This is a genomic window from Rhodanobacter sp. K2T2 (assembly GCF_013408815.1).
Classification (GTDB): Bacteria; Pseudomonadota; Gammaproteobacteria; order Xanthomonadales; family Rhodanobacteraceae; genus Rhodanobacter.
In genome coordinates, this window is the sequence record NZ_JACCCA010000009.1 from 160,862 (window position 1) to 183,393 (window position 22,532).

Annotated in this window: 18 protein-coding genes; 3 read left to right on the forward strand and 15 right to left on the reverse strand. The window is 64.1% G+C overall.

The window, feature by feature from the left end; genetic code table 11:
* Positions 1–30 precede the first annotated feature (30 nt).
* The 6 genes from HDE78_RS15370 to bioB all read right to left on the reverse strand — a co-directional run bounded on the left by HDE78_RS15370 (position 31) and on the right by bioB (position 6,783).
* Positions 31–1,650: a glucosyltransferase domain-containing protein gene (locus HDE78_RS15370; RefSeq protein WP_179481034.1), complete on the reverse strand. Its 1,620-nt coding sequence runs from the start codon at positions 1,648–1,650 to the stop codon at positions 31–33.
* A 431-nt stretch (positions 1,651–2,081) separates the two neighbouring features.
* The gene (bioC, locus tag HDE78_RS15375; RefSeq protein ID WP_179481036.1) at positions 2,082–2,960 is read right to left on the reverse strand and encodes a malonyl-ACP O-methyltransferase BioC; all 879 of its coding nucleotides are present in this window, start codon (positions 2,958–2,960) and stop codon (positions 2,082–2,084) included.
* Positions 2,957–3,742, reverse strand: a complete 786-nt coding sequence (gene bioH, locus HDE78_RS15380) for a pimeloyl-ACP methyl ester esterase BioH (protein WP_179481038.1) — start codon at positions 3,740–3,742, stop codon at positions 2,957–2,959. The genes bioC and bioH overlap by 4 nt, the downstream gene beginning before the upstream one ends.
* Entirely contained in the window at positions 3,739–4,503 is a 765-nt protein-coding gene (locus HDE78_RS15385; RefSeq protein ID WP_179481040.1) for a sulfurtransferase, read from the reverse strand. Before HDE78_RS15385 ends, bioH begins: the two co-directional genes overlap by 4 nt.
* Before the next feature lie 59 nt (positions 4,504–4,562).
* Positions 4,563–5,756: an 8-amino-7-oxononanoate synthase gene (gene bioF / locus HDE78_RS15390; RefSeq protein ID WP_345776075.1), complete on the reverse strand. Its 1,194-nt coding sequence runs from the start codon at positions 5,754–5,756 to the stop codon at positions 4,563–4,565.
* The gene (bioB, locus tag HDE78_RS15395; protein WP_179481042.1) at positions 5,734–6,783 is read right to left on the reverse strand and encodes a biotin synthase BioB; all 1,050 of its coding nucleotides are present in this window, start codon (positions 6,781–6,783) and stop codon (positions 5,734–5,736) included. The genes bioF and bioB overlap by 23 nt, the downstream gene beginning before the upstream one ends.
* Before the next feature lie 139 nt (positions 6,784–6,922).
* Here bioB and HDE78_RS15400 point away from each other — a divergent pair, with 139 nt between their 5' ends.
* Both HDE78_RS15400 and HDE78_RS15405 read left to right on the forward strand, forming a co-directional pair.
* Positions 6,923–7,123 carry a hypothetical protein gene (locus HDE78_RS15400; protein ID WP_179481044.1) on the forward strand — a complete coding sequence of 67 codons (201 nt, stop codon included), beginning with the start codon at positions 6,923–6,925 and terminating at the stop codon, positions 7,121–7,123.
* A gap of 9 nt (positions 7,124–7,132) precedes the next feature.
* Positions 7,133–7,864, forward strand: coding sequence for a ComF family protein (locus HDE78_RS15405; RefSeq protein ID WP_179481045.1), 732 nt, complete (start codon positions 7,133–7,135; stop codon positions 7,862–7,864).
* On the opposite strand, the gene HDE78_RS15410 is transcribed toward HDE78_RS15405, so the two are convergent.
* From HDE78_RS15410 to HDE78_RS15430, 5 genes are all read right to left on the reverse strand, one after another.
* A complete protein-coding gene (locus tag HDE78_RS15410; protein WP_179481047.1) occupies positions 7,861–8,820 on the reverse strand; it encodes a sulfotransferase in 960 nt (319 codons plus the stop codon). The genes HDE78_RS15405 and HDE78_RS15410 overlap by 4 nt on opposite strands.
* A gap of 129 nt (positions 8,821–8,949) precedes the next feature.
* Positions 8,950–10,203: a histidine-type phosphatase gene (locus tag HDE78_RS15415; RefSeq protein WP_179481049.1), complete on the reverse strand. Its 1,254-nt coding sequence runs from the start codon at positions 10,201–10,203 to the stop codon at positions 8,950–8,952.
* Between the two features lie 73 nt (positions 10,204–10,276).
* The gene (locus HDE78_RS15420) at positions 10,277–12,790 is read right to left on the reverse strand and encodes a TonB-dependent receptor (protein WP_179481051.1); all 2,514 of its coding nucleotides are present in this window, start codon (positions 12,788–12,790) and stop codon (positions 10,277–10,279) included.
* 140 nt (positions 12,791–12,930) lie between these two features.
* Positions 12,931–14,064 (reverse strand): FecR domain-containing protein, encoded by a 1,134-nt coding sequence (locus tag HDE78_RS15425; protein ID WP_179481053.1) that lies wholly within the window; start codon positions 14,062–14,064, stop codon positions 12,931–12,933.
* Positions 14,057–14,683, reverse strand: a complete 627-nt coding sequence (locus HDE78_RS15430) for a sigma-70 family RNA polymerase sigma factor (protein WP_255457844.1) — start codon at positions 14,681–14,683, stop codon at positions 14,057–14,059. The genes HDE78_RS15425 and HDE78_RS15430 overlap by 8 nt, the downstream gene beginning before the upstream one ends.
* Before the next feature lie 309 nt (positions 14,684–14,992).
* Between HDE78_RS15430 and HDE78_RS15435 the strand changes: the two genes are divergently transcribed.
* The gene (locus HDE78_RS15435) at positions 14,993–17,152 is read left to right on the forward strand and encodes a DUF6311 domain-containing protein (RefSeq protein WP_179481055.1); all 2,160 of its coding nucleotides are present in this window, start codon (positions 14,993–14,995) and stop codon (positions 17,150–17,152) included.
* Between the two features lie 46 nt (positions 17,153–17,198).
* Here the strand turns inward: HDE78_RS15435 and ubiA are convergent, their stop codons facing one another.
* From ubiA to ilvB, 4 genes are all read right to left on the reverse strand, one after another.
* Positions 17,199–18,227 carry a 4-hydroxybenzoate octaprenyltransferase gene (ubiA, locus tag HDE78_RS15440; RefSeq protein WP_179481057.1) on the reverse strand — a complete coding sequence of 343 codons (1,029 nt, stop codon included), beginning with the start codon at positions 18,225–18,227 and terminating at the stop codon, positions 17,199–17,201.
* Positions 18,228–18,700: 473 nt separating this feature from the next.
* Positions 18,701–20,314, reverse strand: coding sequence for a threonine ammonia-lyase, biosynthetic (gene ilvA, locus HDE78_RS15445; protein ID WP_345776076.1), 1,614 nt, complete (start codon positions 20,312–20,314; stop codon positions 18,701–18,703).
* A complete protein-coding gene (gene ilvN / locus HDE78_RS15450; protein ID WP_179481059.1) occupies positions 20,311–20,592 on the reverse strand; it encodes an acetolactate synthase small subunit in 282 nt (93 codons plus the stop codon). Before ilvN ends, ilvA begins: the two co-directional genes overlap by 4 nt.
* Positions 20,593–20,602: 10 nt before the next feature.
* Positions 20,603–22,405, reverse strand: coding sequence for a biosynthetic-type acetolactate synthase large subunit (gene ilvB, locus HDE78_RS15455; RefSeq protein ID WP_179481116.1), 1,803 nt, complete (start codon positions 22,403–22,405; stop codon positions 20,603–20,605).
* Positions 22,406–22,532: the final 127 nt, after the last annotated feature.

Sequence of the window (22,532 nt, forward strand, 5' to 3'; positions counted from 1 at the left end):
GCCGTCGGAAGAGCTTACGAAAGAGCGACGCTATTTGGCCGGGGAGCTATAGCGAACCGCCGGCCGATTGGCCGCGGCGTACGCTTGCGCCGGCGCCGAATGAAGCGTCACCAGGGCAACGTCGTCGACGATGCGCAGGCTGTAGCCGCTGGTCGTGCGGATGGCTGAGGTCTGTTGGGCCCTGGCGAGAATGTCCGACTGAGCCCGCAAACTGGCAGGATCGGTATGCCACCCCAGGTTGTCGACGCCATCGACGTAATACATCAGAAAATCGGTAGTGTGGAACCGATCGCCCGATTCGATATACGGCGATATCAAAAAGTCGATCATGGGAAATGCTTCGGCCACGTGCTGAGTGATCGGCGAGAACCCGATCGCGCCATCGAGCAGAAAGCCGCGGATGCCGTGGCTCGCCTTCAGGTCGAGCAGGTCGTCGGCGAGGTTGGAGGCGATGCGGTCCTCGTAGGTTTTTTGTTCGCCCAGCGCATTGCCGTACGCGCTGGCCAGTACGCACATGCCTATGGCCAGCATGCACGCGGCGACAAGCGTCCAGCGCGGCGAGCGACGCCACTGCGCCAGCGCGGTTTGCATCAGAATCAAACCGGCTACGAGCAGCGCGCCCACGCCCATCATCACTCGCGGCTCGAACTCGGGTGTCAGCAAAACGAGCATGGGGCCGGCCAGGCACAGCAGCGCGAGCAGTGGCAGTAGAACGCCCGCGATCGTCAATACCGCTGCGACCCACAGCGCGTGTCGCGGGCGTTGCCGCAGCGCGTAGCGAATACCGATGACAATGGGAAATGCCGCGAGCACGAGCAGCAGCGGCAGAAAATAATTCCACCACTGCCGGTCGAAACAGCCTTCGATGAACCGATAAAAGCCGGCGATATTGGTCGCCACCAGTGGCAGCTGGCTGAGGCTGTGGATTTTCTGGCTCTCGCGGCCGACCCAGCCGTGGATATGGATGCCGATGATCAGCTGATACGCGAACACCGCCACGCCGATCTGCAGAACCCGCAGAAAAAATTCCTTCAGCCACGTGCGCAGCGGATCATCTCGCAGCTGCGCCAGCGCCACATCCAACAGCACAAAGATCAGGTACAGGTTGATCGCCGGCTGATAAAAGCCGAGGCTGCCGAACAGTGCCAGTACGCCCATCCACCATCCGCGGCGGCCGCGCCCGATGCCGAGCAGAGGCAGCAGTGCCAGCCATATCGCCACGCTCATGCTCAGCGCGTCGAATTTGTACGACAGATTTTCCAGATAGAACGGCTGCGCGCCGAGCGGAAAGACAATCAGTGCCGCCAGCCATGGCGAACGTAGCGCGTAGCGGCGGGCGATCAGCACGCCGACCCAAGCCAGTACCGCGACCGCGCCAATCTGCGTCAGCGGCGAGATGTCGACCAGCGCGCTGTCGTAGCACTGCAGCAACCGCATCAGCAGCGTGGTCAGCGGTCGGCCGTTGGAATCCCAGCCGGTATGGCCGATGAGTGCGCGCTTCAAATCGTCGTTGTAGTAACGATTGGCACGCAGGATCGGGTACAGAATCAGAAAATACAGCGCCAGCAGGATGGCGAAGAGTTTGCTATCGCCGCGTCCCGGCAGTGCTTGTGTTTCGCCATCGAGGTTGTGCTGGAATGGCGCGGTCACGGGGTCGAGTCTCTGGCATGCGCATCGGCATCGCGGCGAATCGCCATGCGTCCCCGAAGAACAACGCGCGTAGGCGCCTGTTGGAGGACAGAAGCGAAAACGATCGTATCGGGCTTGGCAAGTAGCGGGAGCAACGGCTATGCCCCTGCTCAGCGACTGACACGTCGAACGTGGTCAGCGACGAGCCTGCGGTCGCCGTGCGCAAGCAACGGGTCGCCATACGCGGCAAGCCGAACGCACAGATGGCGCGGGATAAGGCATGAGCGACGCATCAGCGGATTCCAGGTAGCCGAACCTGAAGAGATTCAGCTCCTTATCGTGCTGAGGCAATCTTACGATTTGCTTTCAATCGGAGAGAGCCTCATCCGACCTTGCCAGACATACCGAGCGGCACTAGCGGTTTGCAGGGGCTGACTCGGCACGCGCCGGTGCTAGCGTCGACTGCCGCGCAGGCTGTCGACCGAAAAGCTGGCGATTTCGCCGCCGTCGGTACCGCGGCGGCCTTGTCCGGGCGGCGGCCCCCAGGCATGGGCGGTAACGACTTCCCAAGTGGCGGGGATGCGCCCGTCAATGCGCATGCTTTCGTAGGCGGCGAGCATGCGCTTGTAGCGCGCCTTGCCGGTCAGGCCGCGCTCACGTGTCTGGTCGGCGTTGGTGGCGCCCAGACCCTGCAGCTCCTCCAGCAGCTTGCGCGGTTCGCTGTAGGTCAGCGTGTAGCGGTGCACGTCGAGTACCGGATCGCGCAGACCGGCGGCGAGCATCGCATCGCCGACGTCGTGCATGTCGAGAAAGCGGCTGACGTGCGGCTGTTGATCCGCCTCAGCCCAGGAGGCACGCAGTTCTTTCAGCGTATCTGGACCGAAGGTGGAGAAGGCGAGTAGCCCGCCGGGCTTCAGCACGCGCACGCACTCGCCGAACAGAGCCTGCAAATCGTCGATCCACTGAAAGCAGAGGTTGGAGTGCAGCACGTCGACGCTGTGATCGGCCAGTGGCAGCGCCGTGGCTTCGGCGCAGACGCGCTGAAAGGGTTTGAGCCAGCTCGCGTGCTGCTTGGCGGCGCGCAGCATCGGCAAGGCAAGATCAACGGCAATCACCTCGGCTTTGGCATAGCGTTTTTTCAGCAGCGCCGTACCGCGGCCCGTACCGGCGCCCACATCCACAATACGGCCAGGATCGGCCGTATAGAAGTCCAGACGCTCGAGCAGCGCGGACTGCACCTCCTGCTGCAGCACGTCGTGTTTTTCATAGCTTGTGGCGGCGCGGCCGAAGTTCTGCCGCACCTGCCGCTTGTCGAGATGAAAATCGCTCATGAAATTCGCTCTAAAGTCTGTTGTAGCAACGGCTCGAGCGCCTGTATCAGCGCGTCGACGTGGCCGAAAAACGGCGCATGCCCGGCATGTTCGATTTCCGCAAAGCGGCCGCCGCACCGATCGGCCGACCACTGCATGGCGCGCGGTGGAATCAGCCGGTCGCGGCGACCGGCAATCCATGCGCTGGGTATGCCGAGATTGGGCAGGTCGGGGCGCCGGTCGCCTTCTTCGAGAATCCGAATGCCTTCCTGCAGCACACGCAGGTCCGGCTCGCCGCGGTCGAACACCAGCGTGCGCAGATGCCGAAGTTCGGCGCGCGGATCGGCGCTGCCCATCGTCTCCAGCGCCATAAAGCGCTCCAGCGTGGCGTGATAGTCGGTTTCCAGATCGGTCGCCAGATGACGTACCTGCTTGGCGTCGCTGCCGTAAGGCCAGCTGTCGTCGCGCACGAATTTCGGCGTCGCGCAAAGCATCGCCAAGCTGAGTACCTGCTGTGGCAGCACCAGCGCTGCCGTGAGCGCGATCAAACCGCCCATCGACCAGCCCAGCCACATCGCCGGCGGCGTCGCTGCGGCAATCGCGGCAGCGCTGGCGCGCGGCTCCAGCGGTAGCGTGCAATCGCGCGAATAGCCGTGCCCCGGGAGATCGACCACGTACATGGTGCAACGATCCTTCAGCGCATCGACCAGCGGCGACATCACGCCGCCGTGCATGGCCCAGCCGTGCAGAATGACCAGCGGGATCGGGCCGTCGCCGACGACGTCCATGTAAAGCTCGGTCATGCCGAAACGTCCTTCTCACTGTCGAAGAGAAGACGCGCAGGCTGCAGCGACTTGTCGATCGCGCCGCGCTCGTCGAACACGAAGCAGTCGCCGTGCCAGTGTGCACCGTCGGTCTGTTCGAGATATTTCAGGATGCCACCTTCGAGCTGGTAGACGTGCGGTATGCCGAGGTCCTGCATATGCAACGCGGCCTTTTCACAGCGGATGCCGCCGGTGCAGTACGACACCACGGTCTTGCCGTCGTAGCGTTCGCGATCGGCGGCGACGGCAGCGGGAAAACCGGTAAAACTGGTCAGCCGGTAGTCCACCGCGTCGTCGAAGGCGCCGACTTTGGTTTCGTAGTCGTTGCGCGTGTCGAGCATCAGCAGCTCGCGGCCGTCGTCGTCGTGACCCTGCGCCAGCCAGCGCTGCAGCGTGGGCGCGTCCACTGCCGGCGCGCGGCCGCCTTCGGGGCGGATCGTCGGCAGCCGCATGGTGATGATTTCCTTTTTCAGCCGCACGCGCATGCGGCCGAACGGCGGTGCCTCGGACAGTGATTCCTTCGGCGCGATATCGGCGAAGCGATGATCGGCGTGCAGCCATGCGATGAAGCCCTCGATCGCTTGGCGCGTGCCGGCCAGGAACAGGTTGATGCCCTCCGGCGCCAGCAGCACGGTGCCCTTCAGCGCCAGTGCGGTGCAGCGTTCCAGCACGCGCTCGCGCAGCGCGGGCAGGTCATCCAGGCTGATGAATTTGTAGGCGGAGATATTGACAGTGGACATGCGCGGTCAGGGTTGGAGCAGCGTGTAATTATACGGGGCGTGTTGGTGGCGCTTTTGCGTCAGCTTTTCGCCGGCGGCAGCCGCAGCGCTTCCAAGGCGTCGAGCAGCTTGTCGACGTGCGCGTCTTCGTGCGCTGCCGACAGCGTGATGCGCAGGCGGGCACTGCCGGCCGGCACCGTCGGTGGTCGGATCGCGGTAACCAGCAGGCCGCGCCATTCCAGCGTGTTGGCGGCGTCCAGCGCGGCCTGCGCGTCACCGAGCACGATCGGTTGGATCGCGGTCGTCGACGATGACAGCGTGAGCCCGAGCTGGCCTGCGCCCGCGCGAAAACGTGCGATCAGCGCGTTGAGTTTTTCGCGGCGCCAGGTTTCGGCCTGCGCCAGCTGCGTGGCGACCAGCGCCGCCGCGGCCAGCGCCGGAGGCATCGCGGTGGTGTAGATGTACGGCCGCGCAAACTGCATCAGGCCCTGGATCAGCGCATGCGAGCCGGCGACGAAGGCCCCGGCGCAACCGAGCGCCTTGCCCAGTGTGGCCATCAGCACCGGCACCTCGTATGGGTTCAGCGCGGATGCTTCGAGGCTGCCGCCGCCGCTGTGGCCGAGCACCCCAAAGCCATGCGCATCGTCGACCATCAGCGTCGCGTGCTCGCGCGTGCAAAGCGCCGCCAGCTCGCGCAGCGGGGCCACGTCGCCGTCCATGCTGAAGACGCCATCGGTAGCGAGCACAGTGGCGGCGCTGTCGTTGCTGGTCAGCTGGCGCGTGGCGGCGTCAACATCGGCATGCGGGTAGCGCTTCAACTCGGCGCCGCTCAGCCTGGCACCGTCGATCAGGCAGGCGTGGTTGAGCTTGTCTTGCACGCAGACGTCGCCACGTGCCAGCAGCGCCTGCATCACGCCTAGATTGGCCATGTAGCCGGTGGAAAACAGCACGGCGCGCTCGCGGCCGGTCCAGGCCGCCAGTGCCTCTTCGAGCTCAGCGTGTTCGGTGCGGTGACCGCAAATCAGATGCGCCGACGTGCTGCCTACGCCGCATTCCGAGGCGGCGCGGCGCAGCGCAGCGATCAGCTGTGGGTGCTGCGCGAGACCGAGATAATCGTTGCTGCAGAACGAGAGCAGGCGCTTGCCGCTGATGTCCAGCCAGGGTCCGTCGGCCTGATCGACGGTACGAACGCGGCGCAGCAGGTTCGCCCGTTCGCGTTCGGCCGTCTGGGCGGCCAAACGCTCGAGCAGATCAGGCCGCGGCGGTGCAGCCACAGCCTTGCCCGCAACCCGCTTGCGCAGCTTCCGTTTCGAGAATGTCGGCGTGCACGGTGCTGTCGGTCTCGACGATCTCCAGCGGGTGCAGGTCGAGCCGGCGGAACAGCGCGCGGTCGTCGGCCACGTCCGGGTTGCCGGTGGTCAGCAGTTTTTCGCCATAGAAAATCGAGTTGGCCCCGGCCAGGAAGCACAGCGCCTGGATGCCGTCGCCCAGCTGCTGGCGGCCGGCCGACAGCCGCACCATCGAGGCCGGCATCAGCAGGCGCGCCACGGCGATCGTGCGCACGAATTCGAACGGGTCGAGCACCTCGGTGCCGGCCAGCGGTGTGCCTTCGACCTGCACCAGCTGGTTGATCGGCACGGACTGTGGATGCTCGGGCAGGTTGGCCAGCGTCTGCAGCAGGCCGGCGCGCTGGCCGCGCGATTCGCCCATGCCGACGATGCCGCCGCAGCAGGTTTTCATGCCGGCCGCGCGCACGTGTTCGAGCGTGTCCAGGCGATCCTGATACTGGCGCGTGTGGATCACCTCGCCGTAGAACTCCGGCGCGGTGTCGAGGTTGTGGTTGTAGTAATCCAGCCCGGCCGCCTTCAGCGACTGCGCCTGGGTGTCGCTGAGCATGCCCAGCGTGGCACAGGTTTCCAGGCCCAAGCTCTTCACCGCGCTGACGATTTCGGCGACCTTGACCACGTCGCGATCCTTCGGGCTGCGCCAGGCAGCGCCCATGCAGAAGCGGCTGGCACCGGCGGCCTTGGCCGCCTTGGCGCGCTCCAGCACCGCCTCCACGCTCATCAGCTTCTGCGCCTGCACGCCGGTGTCGTAGCGCGCGGCCTGCGGGCAGTAGGCGCAGTCTTCCGGGCAACCGCCGGTCTTGATCGACAGCAGGGTCGACACTTGCACCGCGTTCGGGTCGTGGTGCTCCCGGTGCACGCTTTGCGCGCGGTGCATCAGCTCGTTGAACGGCAGGGCGAACAGCGCAGTCACTTCTTCGCGGGTCCAGTCGTGGCGGATCACAGCTTCGGCCATGGAAAACTCCCATCAGTAAGCCGGGAAGTGTGTGAGCGAACCGGCCACCAGTCAACCGCGCAGGCTGATTTCGAGTTGACGTGACCCCGCGCAGCTGCTGCGGCTACCATCGTGTATTCAAAGAATGGGAGCGATAGACATGAGTTCTGGACAAGGTAGCGGCGGCAACGTGCTGGCGGCGATCTGCAGCTTTTTTATCCCCGGCCTCGGCCAGCTGGTGCAGGGACGACTGCTGAAGGCCCTGCTGATGTTCGTGCTGGCCGGCTTGTTGTGGATCGTCTGGATGGGCTGGATCATCCATATCTGGTCGATCATCGACGCGGCGATGTTCAAGCGCTGAGGGCGGACCATGACCACGCGCAGGGAGGCGCTTTCGAACCTCGGCAGGCGGCTGCAGCACTGGCTGTTGCCACTGCGTTGCCTGCTCTGCGGCGCGCCGGGTAGCAATGGCATCGATCTATGCGCTGGATGTGTCGCCGACCTGCCGCGAAATCGTTCCTGCTGCGCACGCTGTGCCCTGCCGTTGGCCGTTCCCGCAGCGCTGTGCGGGGAATGCCAGCGTCGGCCGCCGCCATGGGACGCCGCGTGGGCACCGTTCCGCTACGCCTGGCCGCTGGATCGGCTGGAATCGCGCTACAAGTTCGGCCGCGACCTCGCCGCCGGTCGCGTATTGAGCACGCTATGGCAGGCCGAACCAAGAGCGGCGCTACTGCCCGATCTGATCGTGCCCGTGCCGCTGCATCGCGGTCGCCTGCGTCGGCGCGGCTACAATCAGGCGCTGGAACTGGCCAAGCCGCTGGCCAAAGCGTTGGGCATCCCATTGCGGCACGATCTGCTGCAGCGCCAGCGCGCCACGCCAGCGCAGACCGAACTCGATGCCATCACCCGGCGCCACAACGTACGCGGTGCCTTTGCCGTGCGCTCGGCTGTGCCGCTGCCGAAGCACGTAACCATTCTCGATGACGTGATGACCACCGGCGCCACTCTGGCCGAATGCACCCGCGTCCTGAAGCGCGCCGGCGCAAAGCGCGTGGATGTATGGGCACTGGCGCGGGCGCCGTCGCCGCGCGGGCAACCCTAGCTGGGTGCGTCGATCGTCCGTAGAAAGTTCGACACGTCTCGCGACAGCTGGCCCAGCGCAGTGAAGTGGTTCTGATCGAAATGACCGGAGTTCTGCTCGATCTGGATCAGTTCAAAACCGGCTAGCGTCTCGCGCTTCAGCTTGTCGTAGAGATCGACGGCTTCGGCGACCAATGGACGATGGGGTTCGGGCACCGCCGTCAGTTCGTAGTGACGCACCTTGCTGCCGCTGTAATAGTCGCCGGCGTGCTGCAGTGGCGTGGCCAGCCAGCTTTCCAACTTTCTGAAAGTGGCCGGCTCCACGGCTTCATGAAAAACTACCTCGACGTGCGGCAGGTTGCGCAATGCGCGGAAGAACAGCTGCACAACCACGAAATAGCTTTTAATCACCTCGGCATACGTCGATACCGTGCCGCCGTTGAGTTCGGCCAGACCACGCGTCGACATCAGCACGTCCAGCGGGTTGCGGAAGGTGAAAAGGTAGCGCGACGCATAGAAGTGACGGCAATGAAAGTCGAAAAGTTCGCTCGCGCGATCTTCAGCCTCCAAAGGATTGATCACGATCTTGGACCCGACGTAGCGATACGTCTGGGCCAGGCGCGCAAGATATGCATACCAGCTAGCGTCTTCTTCAAATAGCGGCGGGCAATAAGTGCTCTTGTTTTCCTGATTGCCCCAGCTTCGGTGCATGGCGTTGTAGCGTGCTGCGAAATCCTCACTGTCGCCTTCGTTATGAAAGGCGGGTTCGCCGAAGAGAAAAATCGCGTGCGAATCGTTTAGCGCATTCTGCAGAATCGTCGTTCCGGTGCGCGCCGCGCCGATGACGAAAAGCCCCTGCGATTCGATCCTGCGGCAGACGCCAGCGAGCGACATATCCGGCATCGGTACCTCGAAGACTTCCGCGCCAGCCGATGCCAAGTGGATACGCTGCCGTAGCTTGTCAATGATGGAAGGCAAGGCGCAGGCTCACTCAATGCTTGATTGGGCGGATCCAGCGGGTTGATCCGGACGCCGCAGTCTCGCATGGTCAGCCGAAACGTGCAGGCTCGGACTCGAACTCGCCGCCCGCCGATCACGGAGCGGGCGTCATTGCGCGGCAGGTTCGCCGCCGGTTCCGGCAAGGATAGTCCCCGGCCTTACTGCCCGCTTCACCAGAGCTTGAAACGCCGCCAGCGGGCAGACGTCGGACGGCGGGCAACCGGGCAGGCGCAAGGTGGCCAGATGCATGGCGCGGGCGCCGCTGACGTCAGCGGCGCGCAGCGCGGCGAGCGTGGGCAGAGCGACCTGCAGACGCACGCCATACTCACCGTGCGTTTCGACCAGCTGAAAAATCAGCGCGCCGCCGGGCGGATAGTCGTCTGGCTGTGTGGTGTTGTGCCAGTCCAGCCCGAGCAGGCCGGCCTGGCTGGCCAGATCGGTGTCGTGGCCGAGCAAAAACAGCGCCCGGGTATCGGCCGGTGCCAGCGGCGGCAGCTTGGGCGGCTGTCCTGCCGCTGCGGCCAGCGTTGCCGCGATATGGGCCAGCATATTGCCGCCGCGTGCATTGGCGGCGGCGGGCGTCTTCTTGGCCAGCGCAAACTGCAGGTTGTGCAGGGTGATGATTTTTCCTACGCCGGTGGCATCGAGCCGGCCCCAGCCGACCTGCGCCGCAGGAAAATCCTGGGCGTATTCCAGCATCAGGTTTTCCGATAGCGTGCCGGCGCTCTTCAGCGCCTTGGCCGGGGCCGTGCCGAGCAGCAGCTTCTTGCCGCTGGCCGCTGCCTTGCCGAGACAGGACTCGTCGTGACAGCCCAGCAGCACCTGCTGCAGATCGGTCAGTGCGGGCATGGCCGGTGGGTTGGTGACCGGCGTATCGGCGTCGTCATCGCCGTTGCCGCGAAACAGCGGGTCGGGCTGATTGGCGGCAAAGGCAAAGTAGCCGCGCGCACACGTCGGCGACAGTCCGGCCTGCATGGCGGCGGCACTGTCGCGATTGCGAGGCGTGCTGTCGGCGATCAGCTTGATCCTGGCCGGCGTGTCGCAGGCGCCTGTCGTGACGCCTTCGGACATCAGCCGCTGGCGATACCAGCTGCCCAGCGAATGCATCAGCTGGGCACCGTGCGGCGTGAGCTGCCCCGGTTCGACCGGCCACGCCGGCCACGGTTCGGACGCATAGACGGCCAAAGCATCCGGCGAAGCCGTGGGTGAACGGATGCCGTGGCGGATCAGCACGATCTGCTGCACGATCCGCTCCGGCGTCGCCGCGTGCGCGGCCTCGACATAGGCAGATGTGCCGCCCGATGCAGCAAGCAGCGCCAGCGCGATGCCATAAAAACGGCTTGAGCGAAAATAGCGAGTCATAGGATTTCCTGAGTACGGATCGCGATCACGGCGAGGTGGCCTGCCCCGTAGAAAGGCCGAAGGATGGCGCATGCTAGAGCTTCATCGATAGATCGAGAAATACGCCGCGGCCGGGCAGGCCGAAATACAACGCATTGCCGCTGACCGACTGCGTGCCCGCGTAGCCGGTCAGCTTGTGCACGTTGAACAAGTTGTTGACGTCCACGCTGATCGAGTAGCCCTTGTTCGACACGCCGCCGTGCTCGGAGCGAAAGCCCAGCGCCGCATCCACCGCGACATAGCCACCCAGTCGCTGGCCGTTGGCGAATACCGTATCCCCGTTGGCGTCGGTGGTGTTGTCCAGTCCGTACTGTTTGCCGATGAACTTGCCCATTAGTGAACCGAAGTAGCCGCTTTCGCCGCTGTAGAGCAGGCCCAACGCCGCGGTGACCTTGGGCGTGGCCGCCACCTGCACGCTACTGTGCTTGTAGGTGGCCTCGTTGTAGCTGGCGTTGCCGTACAGGCTCCACTCGTGGTTCAGCGCGTAGGTGCCCTCCACCTCGGCGCCCTGGTAAATCGCGCCGCCGCCGTTGATATAGGTCAGCTCGTTGCCCTCGGTCGTGGCTACCTGGGTTTCGGTGAGATAGTTGGTGAAGTCGATGTAGTAGACGTCCGCGCCGAAGGTGAAGCTGCGGGAGGCGAAGCTGGTACCGAGCTGATAGTTGGTGGTCTGTTCCGGCTTGAGCCCGCGCGAGGCATTGGTTTCGATCACGTCGATCGGTGGCGCCAGAAAACCTTTCGCCGCCTGCGCGTAGGCCGCCCACTGATCGCTCAGTTGGTCGTGCACGCTGAGCGAGGGCAGGGTGGAGTGATAGGTCGCCTCGGCATCCAGCGGCACTGGCGTTGTCTTGTTGATCGCCGCGTTGATCGAACGGGTCACTTCCGAGTAGCGCAGGCCGGGGCTGACCGTAATCCGGTCGCTGACCTTCCAGTCGTATTGCAGGTAGGGCTGTACGGTGTCGGTACGATCGCCGAACAGGTAGTTGTCGAGATAGCCGTACTTGGTGCCTGTCTGTTGGCCAGTCGTGAGGTCGAGCGGATATTGGTAGCGCGCGTCGATGTTGCGCTCCAGCCACGCACCGGCCTGCAGGGTGCCCGGCCCCAGATCGCGGCTCAGCCGCAGTACGTCGCCGAATGCATGGAAGCCGGCGTCGGCGAGCTTGCCGGGCACGTCATTGGCGGCCTTGCCGACCTTCTTGCCGGCGGCGTTGTAGAAGGTCACGCCGTTGTCGGCGGAGTTGTTGTCGCTGGCATCGGTGGTCTTGCGCGACCAGTGATCGAAGCTGTTGTAGTAGACCTTGTTGTCCACGCTCCAGTCGCCGATGCGGCTGGTGAGGCCGAGGTAGTTGAAGCTGGAGTAGTACGCGGCGTTGTTGTAGCCGCTGTAGCTTTGCAGCGCGGGGTTGTCGGACAGGCCGTAGCGCCAGCCGAACTGCGCGATCTCCTGTTTCGTCGCGCCCTGTACGGTGTTCTGGTGTTCCTCGTTGTAGCTGGTGACGAAGGTCAGCGCGGTGTCGGCGCCAAGGTCGGTGATTGTCTTCAGGAAAATATGGTTGCGCTGATCGTCGGTGCCGTTCAGATAGGTGTCGCTGGACTCCTTGGAGACGTCGGCGAATACCTGGGTGTGTGCGCCGAGCTGACCGTCCGCGCTGACGCCGCCGGCGCGCGTGTTCCAGCTACCCAGCGTGAGATACGCGGTGACGCCCGGTACGCTGCTGGGATCGCGCGAGCGCAGGCCCACGGTGCCGCCGAAGGTGGCGTTGCCGATCGTGCTGCCGCCGCCCGGGCCGCGGTCGATTTCGGCCTGCCCCAGCACGTGGTTGTTGAAGTACGCCGAGGTCGTGTGGTGCAGATCGCTGGCGTCGCCGAAGGGAATGCCGTCGAAGGTGATGTTGAACTGGCCGTCCTGAAAGCCGCGGATGCTGATGCCTTCGTTCTTGCCCAGGCCCGGGCCTTCGGGTGAGGTCACCGTGACGCTGGGCGCGTACTTGATGATGTCGTCGAAGTTTGCGTTGAAGCGCAGGCCGTCGCGGATAAAGCGCTCGTCGATCACCGAGGTGGGCTGGATGGCGTCCAGCGGTGCGGCGCTCGGCGCCAGCGTATCGACCGCATTGGCGCTGACGCTGACCGGTGCCAGGTCATGCGGAACATTGGCCGCAGCCTCGATCGGCGGAATGCTGCGTGGCGCCCGCGCGCTTGCGGCGGGCGCGTTTCCCGCCGCGTGCGCCGCCACGATGGTCACCGTAGTCGGTGTGACGAAGCGGTAATCCAGTCCGGTGCCTTTCAGCAGCAGATGCAGCTGCTGCCTCGCACTCAGGCCTGCCGCCGCACCGTTGCTGCGCACCGTGCTGGCAACCTCGGACTGATAGACCAGCTGCAGGCCACTGCGTCGGGCCAGCACGTCCAACGCTTCGGTCAGCGGCATGGCGCCGATCGCTTGGCTCTGGCGCGAATCCGCCGTCTCGGCTGGCAGGCTCTGCGCCGATGCAAGAATGGGCAGCGCACTGCCGAGCAGTAGCGCGATATGGATGGCGAGTTGTCTACGCATGGCGGTGACCCTTGATGGTTGAATGCATGGCTGGCGACAGCGCGCGACGCGCGGCTTGCCGCCACATGACCATCTACGAGTGCCCGGCCAGCGAACCGGGTACCGCTGATTTGATGAATTTTTTCTTACAGCCGACGGTGTCAGCGTTTCGACGAAGCGGCCGCGACCACCCGTACACGGGCGCCATCGCGCTTCACTTGCACGCCGTGCAGGCTGGACAAGTACGCCAGAAAGGCATCGACATCGTGCGCGTGGAAGCGGCCGCTGATCCGCATGCGGGAAACCTGCGGATCGTCGATCATCAGCGCAGTGGTGGTGTACGCATTGAAGCGGCGCGCCACGTCGCCCACCGTGCTGTTGCGGAACTGGATATCCGCCGGAAGCCACGCCGTGGCCCGATCGATATCGGCGCGTTTGTTCGAGGCGATCACCGCACCGTCGGCGGCAACTACGGCCTGCTCGCCGCAGCCGAGATTCGCGACCACGTGGTTCGGCCCGGACGAACGGCCAAGCCGGCGCGCCAGCGCATCCAGCCATGGATGGGTGGGCGAGAGCACGTCGACCCGCCCGCTGATGACCGTCACCGCATTGCCGGCATCGTCGCGGCGCACTGCGAACACGGTGCCGATATCCCGCAGCATGCTCGCGCCCAGACGTACCTGCAAAGGCCGCGAAGGATCCTTGCCTACGTCGAAGAGCGCATTGCCGTGCAGCAGCTCGATACGGCGCAAGCTTGGGCCGAAGTCCACCGCAATAGCGCTGTTGCGGTCCAGCTGCACGAGAGTGCCATCGGGCAGTTCCAGGCTATGCCCCTGGCCATTGGTCGAGGCGTAGACATCGCCGCTTGGCCGGCCGGGCGTAAACAGCAGCGCACCGCTCGTGAAAAGTCCTAACGCAGCGATGCCTGCGGCAGCCAGCCAGCGTTTTGATCGACGACGGCGAGGGCCCTCGCCGCGCGTCCTTTGCTTGGCCGGGACGCACGGCGTCTTGCGTTCGCCGTGCAGCGTGACGACCGCCGGCTCGCTCGCCGCCAGCGTGCGCAGCTCGGCGGTATCCATCGTCTCCATCGCGGCGGCGCCGCGCAGGTCGCCGTGCATGCGGGCGATGGCGAGGTATTCGCCCACATGCAGGGGCGACTGCTTCAGCCAGAGCAGAAATGCGAGCTGCTCGGTTGCCGACAATCCTTGGCGTTGATCCAGATACCAGCTGGCCGCCTGCTCGGTCGCGCGGCGCATATCGGCGCCGGAGACATCCCGTGTGGATCGATCAGTCATAGCGGCCCATTCCCTGACGGCACACGGCAAGCGCCTTGACGATATATTTCTTCACCATGCTGGCTGAAATCGACAGCTGCGCGCCGATTTCGCGATAGCTGAGTTCGTCGCGGTAATGCATCACCAGGACCGCCCGACATTTCGGCGACAGCCGTCCGATCAGTTCGCCCAGGCGCTGTCGTCGCACCTCGCGATCCACACCGGCGGCCGCGTCGCACGGCGTGGCCAGTCGCTCGATGATGTCCTCCAGGCCCTCAGTTCCCACGGGCGCACTGCGCCGCATCACCGCATGTTTCTTCATCAGGTTGGCGGCGATGGTATAGAGGTAGGCTTCGGGATTGCGGATGCTTTCCGCGCCGTGCTGATCGGCGGCGAGCAAGCGCAGATAGGTTTCCTGTACCAGATCCTGCGCGTCCCACGCGTGCGCCGTGCGCTTGAGGAAATAGCTGTTCAGCGGCGCGCGCTGTTCGGAAAACAGGCGCGAAAAGCCGTGGGCATGGTCCAGCTTCAAAGGCATGTCCACAGGGGAGAGATCGACCGGCAACTGTTTCCGAATCCACAAATCTAATGAGCCTTCATGACAGCGCCATGAAATAGCCGCCGACACACGCTCGAACAAGGTGCGATCTTGGTGGCGACAGTCGACAAGCGCGCAGATGCCAAAGGCCGCGCCGTGTGTTGTCCAAGCATGCGCGGGCGGCCTGCCACGGGTTCACGTTCTTGCGGTGGGGCATGGTCCCAAGTGGTTCAGCCGAACCTGTTCGCAATCGTTCAAGGCTTCAGTATGCTGACGAGCGAATTTACAGATTCGCGCTGTGTATGATGCTGTTTCTCTCGGCGGAATCGTTGCGAGCCGGCAGCGGATTGATTCCCTGCAGGGGTCCGTTCGGAACATTCACCGAACAATCCATCGGAACGACCGACGTTGATGAAAGTACAACTATCTTTTGACGCAGAACAAGAGCGGGTCGTGCAAAAACTGGCGCTTGTCGCCGCTCTGACGGGCGCGATCGTTTTCACTCTGCTGCTCGATCCGTCGATTGTCGATCCCTTCCGGATTGGATGGCTGGCCAGTGGCGACCCCGCGCAAAGTTATCTGGGTTGGCTGTTTTTTCGGCACGAGCCGTGGTCGCTCCCGCTGGGCCTCACGCACACGATGGGTATGGAGCAAGCCGGTTCGATCGTCTATTCCGATTCCATCCCGCTGCTGGCCATCACATTCAAGTTGCTGCGTGCATGGCTGCCGGAAGCATTTCAGTATCACGGATTGTGGCTGTGTGCCTGCTATGCCCTGCAGGGCTATTTTGCGCTGCGCCTGCTGGCGTTGTTTACCAGCCGTCGATCCGTGCTGGTTCTAGGCGTTCTGCTTTTTCTGCTCAGCCCGATCATGCTCTTCCGGGCGCAGTGGCATCTGGCGTTGACGGCGCACTGGTTCATTGTGGCGGCGCTCTATCTCTACTACGCGCCTCCACAAGGACGGCGGACCCTGCATTGGCTCGCCTTGCTTTGGCTGGCGCCATTGGTACACGCCTATCTTATGTTCATGGTGTACGCGATCTGGGCAGCTTACCTGCTTCGATACGGCGTGCTGGATCGCCGGTGGTCGATCGGCCGCGTGGCAACGGCGGCGGTCCTTTCGGTCGCCGGTTCGGTCTCGATCATGTGGCTGGCCGGCTATTTCCTCGACATGGATGTATCGAGCGGCGGCTTTGGTTATTTCTCGATGAATTTGCTTGCGCCCTTCTCGTGGATAGGTGCGGGGCCGGTTCTGCCGAACTCGCCGCAGGGCGCCACCTCGGGCCAGTACGAGGGTTTCAACCATCTCGGTATGGGTATCTTGATGGCGTTGATGCTTGGGATTTTTCATGCCATCGCCACACACTTTCGGCAACCCGGCAGCGCGGCGGGAAACTGGCAAAAAGCACCGGAATTGGCGCTCATCCTCAGCTGCGCCGTTCTGACATTGCTGGCGATAAGCAATGAAGTGACGTTGGGCTCCCGCGTGCTTTTTGTCTTGCCGATGTCCGCGAAAATCACATCGGCGATGAACGTATTTCGGGCGTCGGGAAGGTTGTTCTGGCCCGTTTACTATCTGTTGATGCTGGCTGCCGTACGAAGCACGTTGCGCTTTTCACGGCCTGTCTGCATCCGTGTATTGCTGTTGTTTTTTGTCGTACAGCTATTTGACCTGTTTCCTTTTTATCATGCGATCAATCGTGCTTCCGCAGCCACGGTGGCCAACAGTAAATTTCCTGTCTTTCCGTCGGCGTTCTGGGCGCAGGCCCGATCGCGCTACGCGAATATCTACGTGATCCCCGGGCAATATAAAGACGGCGAGAATATTGCTTATGAGTCCTTGGCAGGCGCACATGGCTTTGCCATCGATACAGCGTATGCCGCGCGGCTACCTGCCGCCGCGTTGCAGGAGCCTCGTCAGATCCGACACGAACGGTTTTTCGAGGGCCTACTCGATCCCAATGGTCTTTATCTGATGCAATCATCAGCCCTTGGGTCGCTGAAAACAGCGCAGCGGTTATTTCCGCCAGACACCGGCATGGGGCTGATCGACGGAATGACGATCGTTGCTCCCGGCTGGTTCAAAAACGCGTCAGCCCCTTATCTGCATCGATTCGACATTAACGATTTTGCCGATGCCGCGATCGGAGAAACCTGCGTATTCGGTAAAGACGGCAATGGCATACCGTATATGCTGGCCGGATGGGGCGAGCCAGGGGATGACGCTACCTGGTCGGTGGGACCATCGGCAATTCTGGCTTTTCATGTGCCGCCGGGCGATGCTGACTTGAAGATTGTTCTGAATGTGGATGCCTATCTGCCAGAGGCTTTTCCACACCTGACAGTGAACGTGGACATGAACGGGCATCGTCTTGCGCGCTGGCAGTTCGAGCGAGGCAAGCCACCGCCGGACACGACCTTGCCGCTGCCGAGCGCCCTGAAGCAAACGGACGGCAACATCGCATTACGCTTCACGTTCGACCAGGCCCGATCACCTTCTGAAAGTGGCGAGAGTGTCGATGCGCGCAAACTTGCCCTGCTGTTGCGCAGCGCCTCCATCCAGCGCAAGTGATCCTGATGCCGCGAAGCGTCTACGTGGCCGCTGTGTTGGCCGAAGATCAGCGCACGGCCAGCGCCAGCACGATGCCGATCCACAGCGTCACGCCGAGCCAGTTGTTGTGACGAAAGGCCGCGAGGCAGGCGTCCCTGGCGCGGTGGCGGATCAGCCATAGCTGGTAGCCGAATAGGGCGGCAGCGATGAGCAGCCCGACCCAGTACGGCCACCCCAGCGCGGCGCGCTGGCCGACAAACAGCATGGCCAGCAGGAAGGTGCCCATCAGGATACCTAGGATGGGCAGGTCGGCATCGCCGAACAGGATGGCGGTGGACTTCGCACCGGCCCGAATATCGTCCTCGCGATCGACCATTGCATACTCCGTGTCGTAGATCACCGACCACAGGATGTTGCCGATGAATAGCAGCCACGCCACCGGCGGCACGGCGCCGGCAACTGCGGCGAAGGCCATCGGGATCGACCAGCCGAACGCGGCGCCGAGCACCACCTGCGGCATGTGCGTGTAGCGCTTGGTAAACGGGTAGGCCGCCGCGAGCGCAGCGCCGATGAACGACAGTTTGATCGTCAGCGCATTGGTGAAAAGTACCAGCACGAACGCGAACGCGAGCAGCGCGACGAAAACGATCAGCGCCTCGCGTGGAGTGACGCGACCGCTGGCGATCGGTCGCCCTGCCGTACGAGCGACCTGCGGATCGAGCTTGCGGTCCGCATAGTCGTTGATGGCGCAGCCGGCCGCGCGCATCGCGAACACGCCGAGGGTAAAGACGATCAGCGGTTTCCACGGCGGAAAATCGCCGGCGGCCAGCCACAGCGCCCACCACGTCGGCCACAGCAACAGCAGCGCACCGATCGGCCGATCCATGCGCGTGAGCACGAGATAATCGAGCGCCTTCTCACGGTAGCGCGGCGGCAGCTTTTGCAAAAGCCAGTTCAGTACGCGCGTGGCGCGCGTCGAGCTGTCGGCCGGCCGTGGTGGTTTCTTCTCTATGGGCCTCGGGGCGCCGGGCCGCGTGCGCGGCGTGGACGAAGGTGCGGCTTTGCGCGGCTGACGTTTGCGGGGCGGTGGCGACATACCGACAGTCTAACGTGAGGCTTCGGCCTGTCGATGCCCGAGTCGTCGACCTGGCCGTCCGTGGCCAGTGCGACCCCAAGCAGAAGCTCCCGCGGTGGCGCGGAGTTAACGATAGCGTTGAATTAATTCAGGCAGCTCAATCCTCATCGCTCTGATTGGGCTGCCCAAACGGATGAAGCGTACGCGGCAGGCCTAAGGCGTGCCGCCGATCGCCTTAGAGAACGTCGTCGTCGCTATCCGGCTCCAATGGATCCGGATCAGCGTCGACTTCAGGATGCGAATGTCCCGGACTGTCTATCTCTCGCTCCGGCAAGCCTTTGCCGGGCTCGGCGAAGGGCGGTTGCGGATTCATCGGATTGCCTGGCATGAAACGGTGCTCCACGTTGTCTGGGAGCTCCAAGACTGGCGACGCGCACGTTAACGGCATGCGATTGCACAGTGAGGATAGCGATGACTACCGTTCGATAAGCCGGCTAAGTGCCGTTTACGATGGCAGTATCGTTACCGAGCAGCAGCCGATAGGCCGGATTTTCGCTCTCATCGGAATGCGGATAACCCAGCGTGCCGAGAAACTGCTGAAACATGGCGCGCTCGTGCGGCGGCACCTGGATACCGACCAGGATGCGGCCGTAGTCGGCGCCGTGGTTGCGATAGTGAAACAGGCTGATGTTCCAGTCCGGGTGCATGTGTTCTAGAAAGCGCCGCAGCGCGCCGGGCCGCTCGGGAAATTCAAAGCGGTAGATTTGCTCGTCGCGGGCCAGCGCGGAGCGTCCGCCGATCATGTGGCGTAGATGCAGCTTCGCCAGCTCGTCGTCGGTCAGGTCGAGCACGCCAAAACCCTGCTCCTCGAACGCCTCGCGCAGCGCCTCGCGGTCGGCGCGAATGCCGATCTGCACACCGACAAAAATATGTGCCGAGGCGGCATCGCCGATGCGGTAGTTGAACTCGGTGATACTGCGCTGGCCCAGCGCGGCACAGAACCGCTTGAAGCTGCCGCGCTCCTCCGGCACGGTGACCGCGAATACCGCTTCGCGCTGTTCGCCGATGCTGGCGCGCTCGGCGACGAAGCGCAGCCGATCGAAATTCATGTTGGCACCGGAGACCACCGCCACCAGTGCGCCGTCGCTAGCGCCATGCGTGGCGACATACTGCTTGAGTCCGGCCAGCGCCAGCGCGCCGGCCGGCTCCGCCACACTGCGAGTGTCCTGATAGATGTCGCCGATAGCCGCGCAAATGGCGTCGGTATCCACGCGCAGCACGGTGTCGACGTGGCGCCGACACAGTTCGAAGGTGTGCGCACCGACCTGCTTGACCGTGGTGCCGTCGGCAAACGGACCGACTTCCTCCAGCGCGACCCGTACGCCGCTTTCCAGCGATTGCGCCATGGCGTCGGAGTCGGCGGCCTGCACGCCGATCACCTTGATCCCCGGCCGCAGCGACTTGATGCAGGTGGCCACGCCAGCCAGCAGGCCGCCGCCGCCGACCGGCACGAACACTGCGTGCAGCGACTCGGGATGCTGGCGCAGGATTTCCAGGCCCACGCTGGCCTGTCCCGCGATCACGTCGATATCGTCGAACGGATGCACGAACACGCTGCCGAGCTCGCGCTGCAGGCGCGCGGCCTCGACCTGGGCATCGCTGTAGGAGTCGCCCGCCAGCAGCACCTTCACGAAGACGCCGCCAAAGCGATACACCGCGTCGATCTTCACCTGCGGCGCGGTGACTGGCATCACGATGGTAGCCTGGATGCCGAGCTTGGCCGCCGCCAGCGCCACGCCCTGCGCGTGGTTACCGGCGGATGCGGCGATCACGCCGCGCGCGCGCTGCGCGTCGTCCAGCTTCACCATGCGGTTATAGGCGCCGCGCAGCTTGAACGAGAACACCGTTTGCTGATCTTCGCGCTTCAGCCAGACGTCGCTGCCGGTTTTCGAGGACAGCAGCGGGGCGAATTCCAGCGGCGATTCGCGCGCCACGTCATAGACCTGCGACGACTGCGCGCGCCTGACCATCTCGCTGTCGGTCGGCGTATCGACAGTCTGGACCGGCTGCGGGGCTGAGGCACTGAGGGGTTCGACGCGAGCAATCACGAGTGTGCGGCTACCGTGGCGAGTCGTACGCTGTCGCTGTCGTCGGGCGTGAGCGTGATCACGTCGAGCACGTCGATCAGCTTGCGCGTCTGCCGCACGATCTGCTCCAGCGTGGCCTCGTCGCCGTGCAGCACCAGGGTCAGCTGCGAGATCGCCGGGTCGATGGTGGCGGCGACGTTGAGCGCGTCGATATTGACGTGGCGCGCGGCAAACAAGCCGGCGACGCGAGCCAGCGCGCCGGATTCGTTCTGCAGCAGTATGGAAAGCGTGTGGCGCATGGATTCAACCTCAAAACATGTCGACGAGCGGCGTGGACGTCACGGGCGGCGCCGCGCTGGCATCGCGCGCCGCGATGTGTTCGCCGGTGATCATCTGTGCATAGGTGGCGCCGGGGCCCACCATCGGATAGACGCCGGCATCGGGGTCGATCATCACTTCGAGAAAGGCGGGGCCCTCGAAGCGCAGGAAGTCGGCGACGGTGCTCGCCACGTCCTGTGGATGCTCCAGCCGCTTCGCCCACTGGAAGCCGTCGGCCTGGGCGGTCTTGACGAAATCCTTGGTGCGCAGGCTTTTGTCCGAGGCGGCGAAGCGGCCCATGAAATACAGCTTCTGCCACTGCCGCACCATGCCGTCGCCGAGGTTGTTGAACACCAGCACTTTCACTGGCAGGTTGTAGGTGGTGCAAACCTCCAGCTCGCCGATATTCATGCGGATGCTGGCGTCGCCGTCGATGTCGATCACCAGCGCATCGCGCCGGGCGAACTGCGCGCCGATCGCCGCCGGCAGGCCGAAACCCATCGTGCCCATCGAGCCCGAGGTCAGCCACTGCCGCGGCTCGCGAAAGGCCGCATACTGCGCCGCCCACATCTGGTGCTGGCCGACGCCGGTACTGATGATGGCGCGGCCGTGCGTGGTTTTGTTGATCTCCTCGATCACCGCATACGGCTGGATCAAGCTGCTGGCGCGGTCGTAGTTCATCGCATGCACGCGCTTTAGCTCGGCGATGTGCGCGTGCCACGCCTTCAGCGAGGGCCGCTTGCCGTGCGTTTTGCCGTACTGGGTCAAACGCTGCAACGTGCGCACCATGGGTCCGCAGTGATGCCACTGGATCGCCTTGACCTTGCCGAACTCGGCCGGATCGATATCGATCTGCGCGATGAACTTGGCGCGCGGCGCGAATTTGTCCGGCACGCCGGCCACGCGATCGTCGAAGCGGGCGCCCAGCGTCAGGATGAAATCGCAGTCCTCGACCGCGTAATTGGCATACGCCGTGCCGTGCATGCCGAGCATGTGCAGCGACAGCGCGTCACCGGTGTCGAGCGCGCCCAGTCCCATCAGCGTGGTGGTGACCGGCAGCCCGAAAGCCTCGACGAAGGCGCGCAGCGCCTGCGAAGCTTCGGCGGCAATCACGCCGCCGCCGGCGTAGATCAGCGGCCGCTGCGCCGCATCCAGCGCGGCGAAAAAAGCGGCGCATTCCGCATCGTCCAGCCGCGCTTCTTCCACCGCGCGAAGGCGCGCACGATAGCCCGGAATCGGCAGCCGCGACTGGCCGTCGAAAGTCAGCGCGGTGTTCTGCACGTTCTTCGGAATATCCACCACCACCGGACCCGGCCGGCCGCTGCGCGCAATTTCAAAGGCCGTGCGCAGCGTCGCTTCCAGCGCCTCGGCTTCGGTGACCAGGAACACGTGTTTGGCACAGGCGCCCATGATGTTGCTGACCGGCGCCTCCTGAAACGCGTCGCTGCCCAGCGAGGTGGTGGCGACCTGGCCACAGATCACCACCATCGGCGTGGAATCGGCCATCGCGTCGCGCACCGGGGTCACCATATTCGTGGCGCCGGGGCCGGAGGTGACCACGGCCACGCCGACCTTGCCCGAGGCACGTGCATAACCCGACGCCATGAAGCCGGCGCCCTGCTCGTTGGCAGGCACGATCAGCGGCATCGGCTCGCTGCCATCGGCGCGCAGGTGCTCCGCGTTGTAGCGGTACAGCGCGTCGTAGACCGGCAGAATGGCACCGCCGGAATAGCCGAACATCACCTCGACGCCCTCGTCGGCGAGCACCTGTACTACCACGTCGGCACCGCTCATCGGCGTGCCGGCGAGCGGATGCCTTGCGTCGTCGATGGCGATGGAGGGTGTCGGCTTGTGCGCTTTCAGCGTTTGCGTAGTCACGTGAATTGTCCTGAGTCAGCACGTATCGGCTGTGTGCGGAATA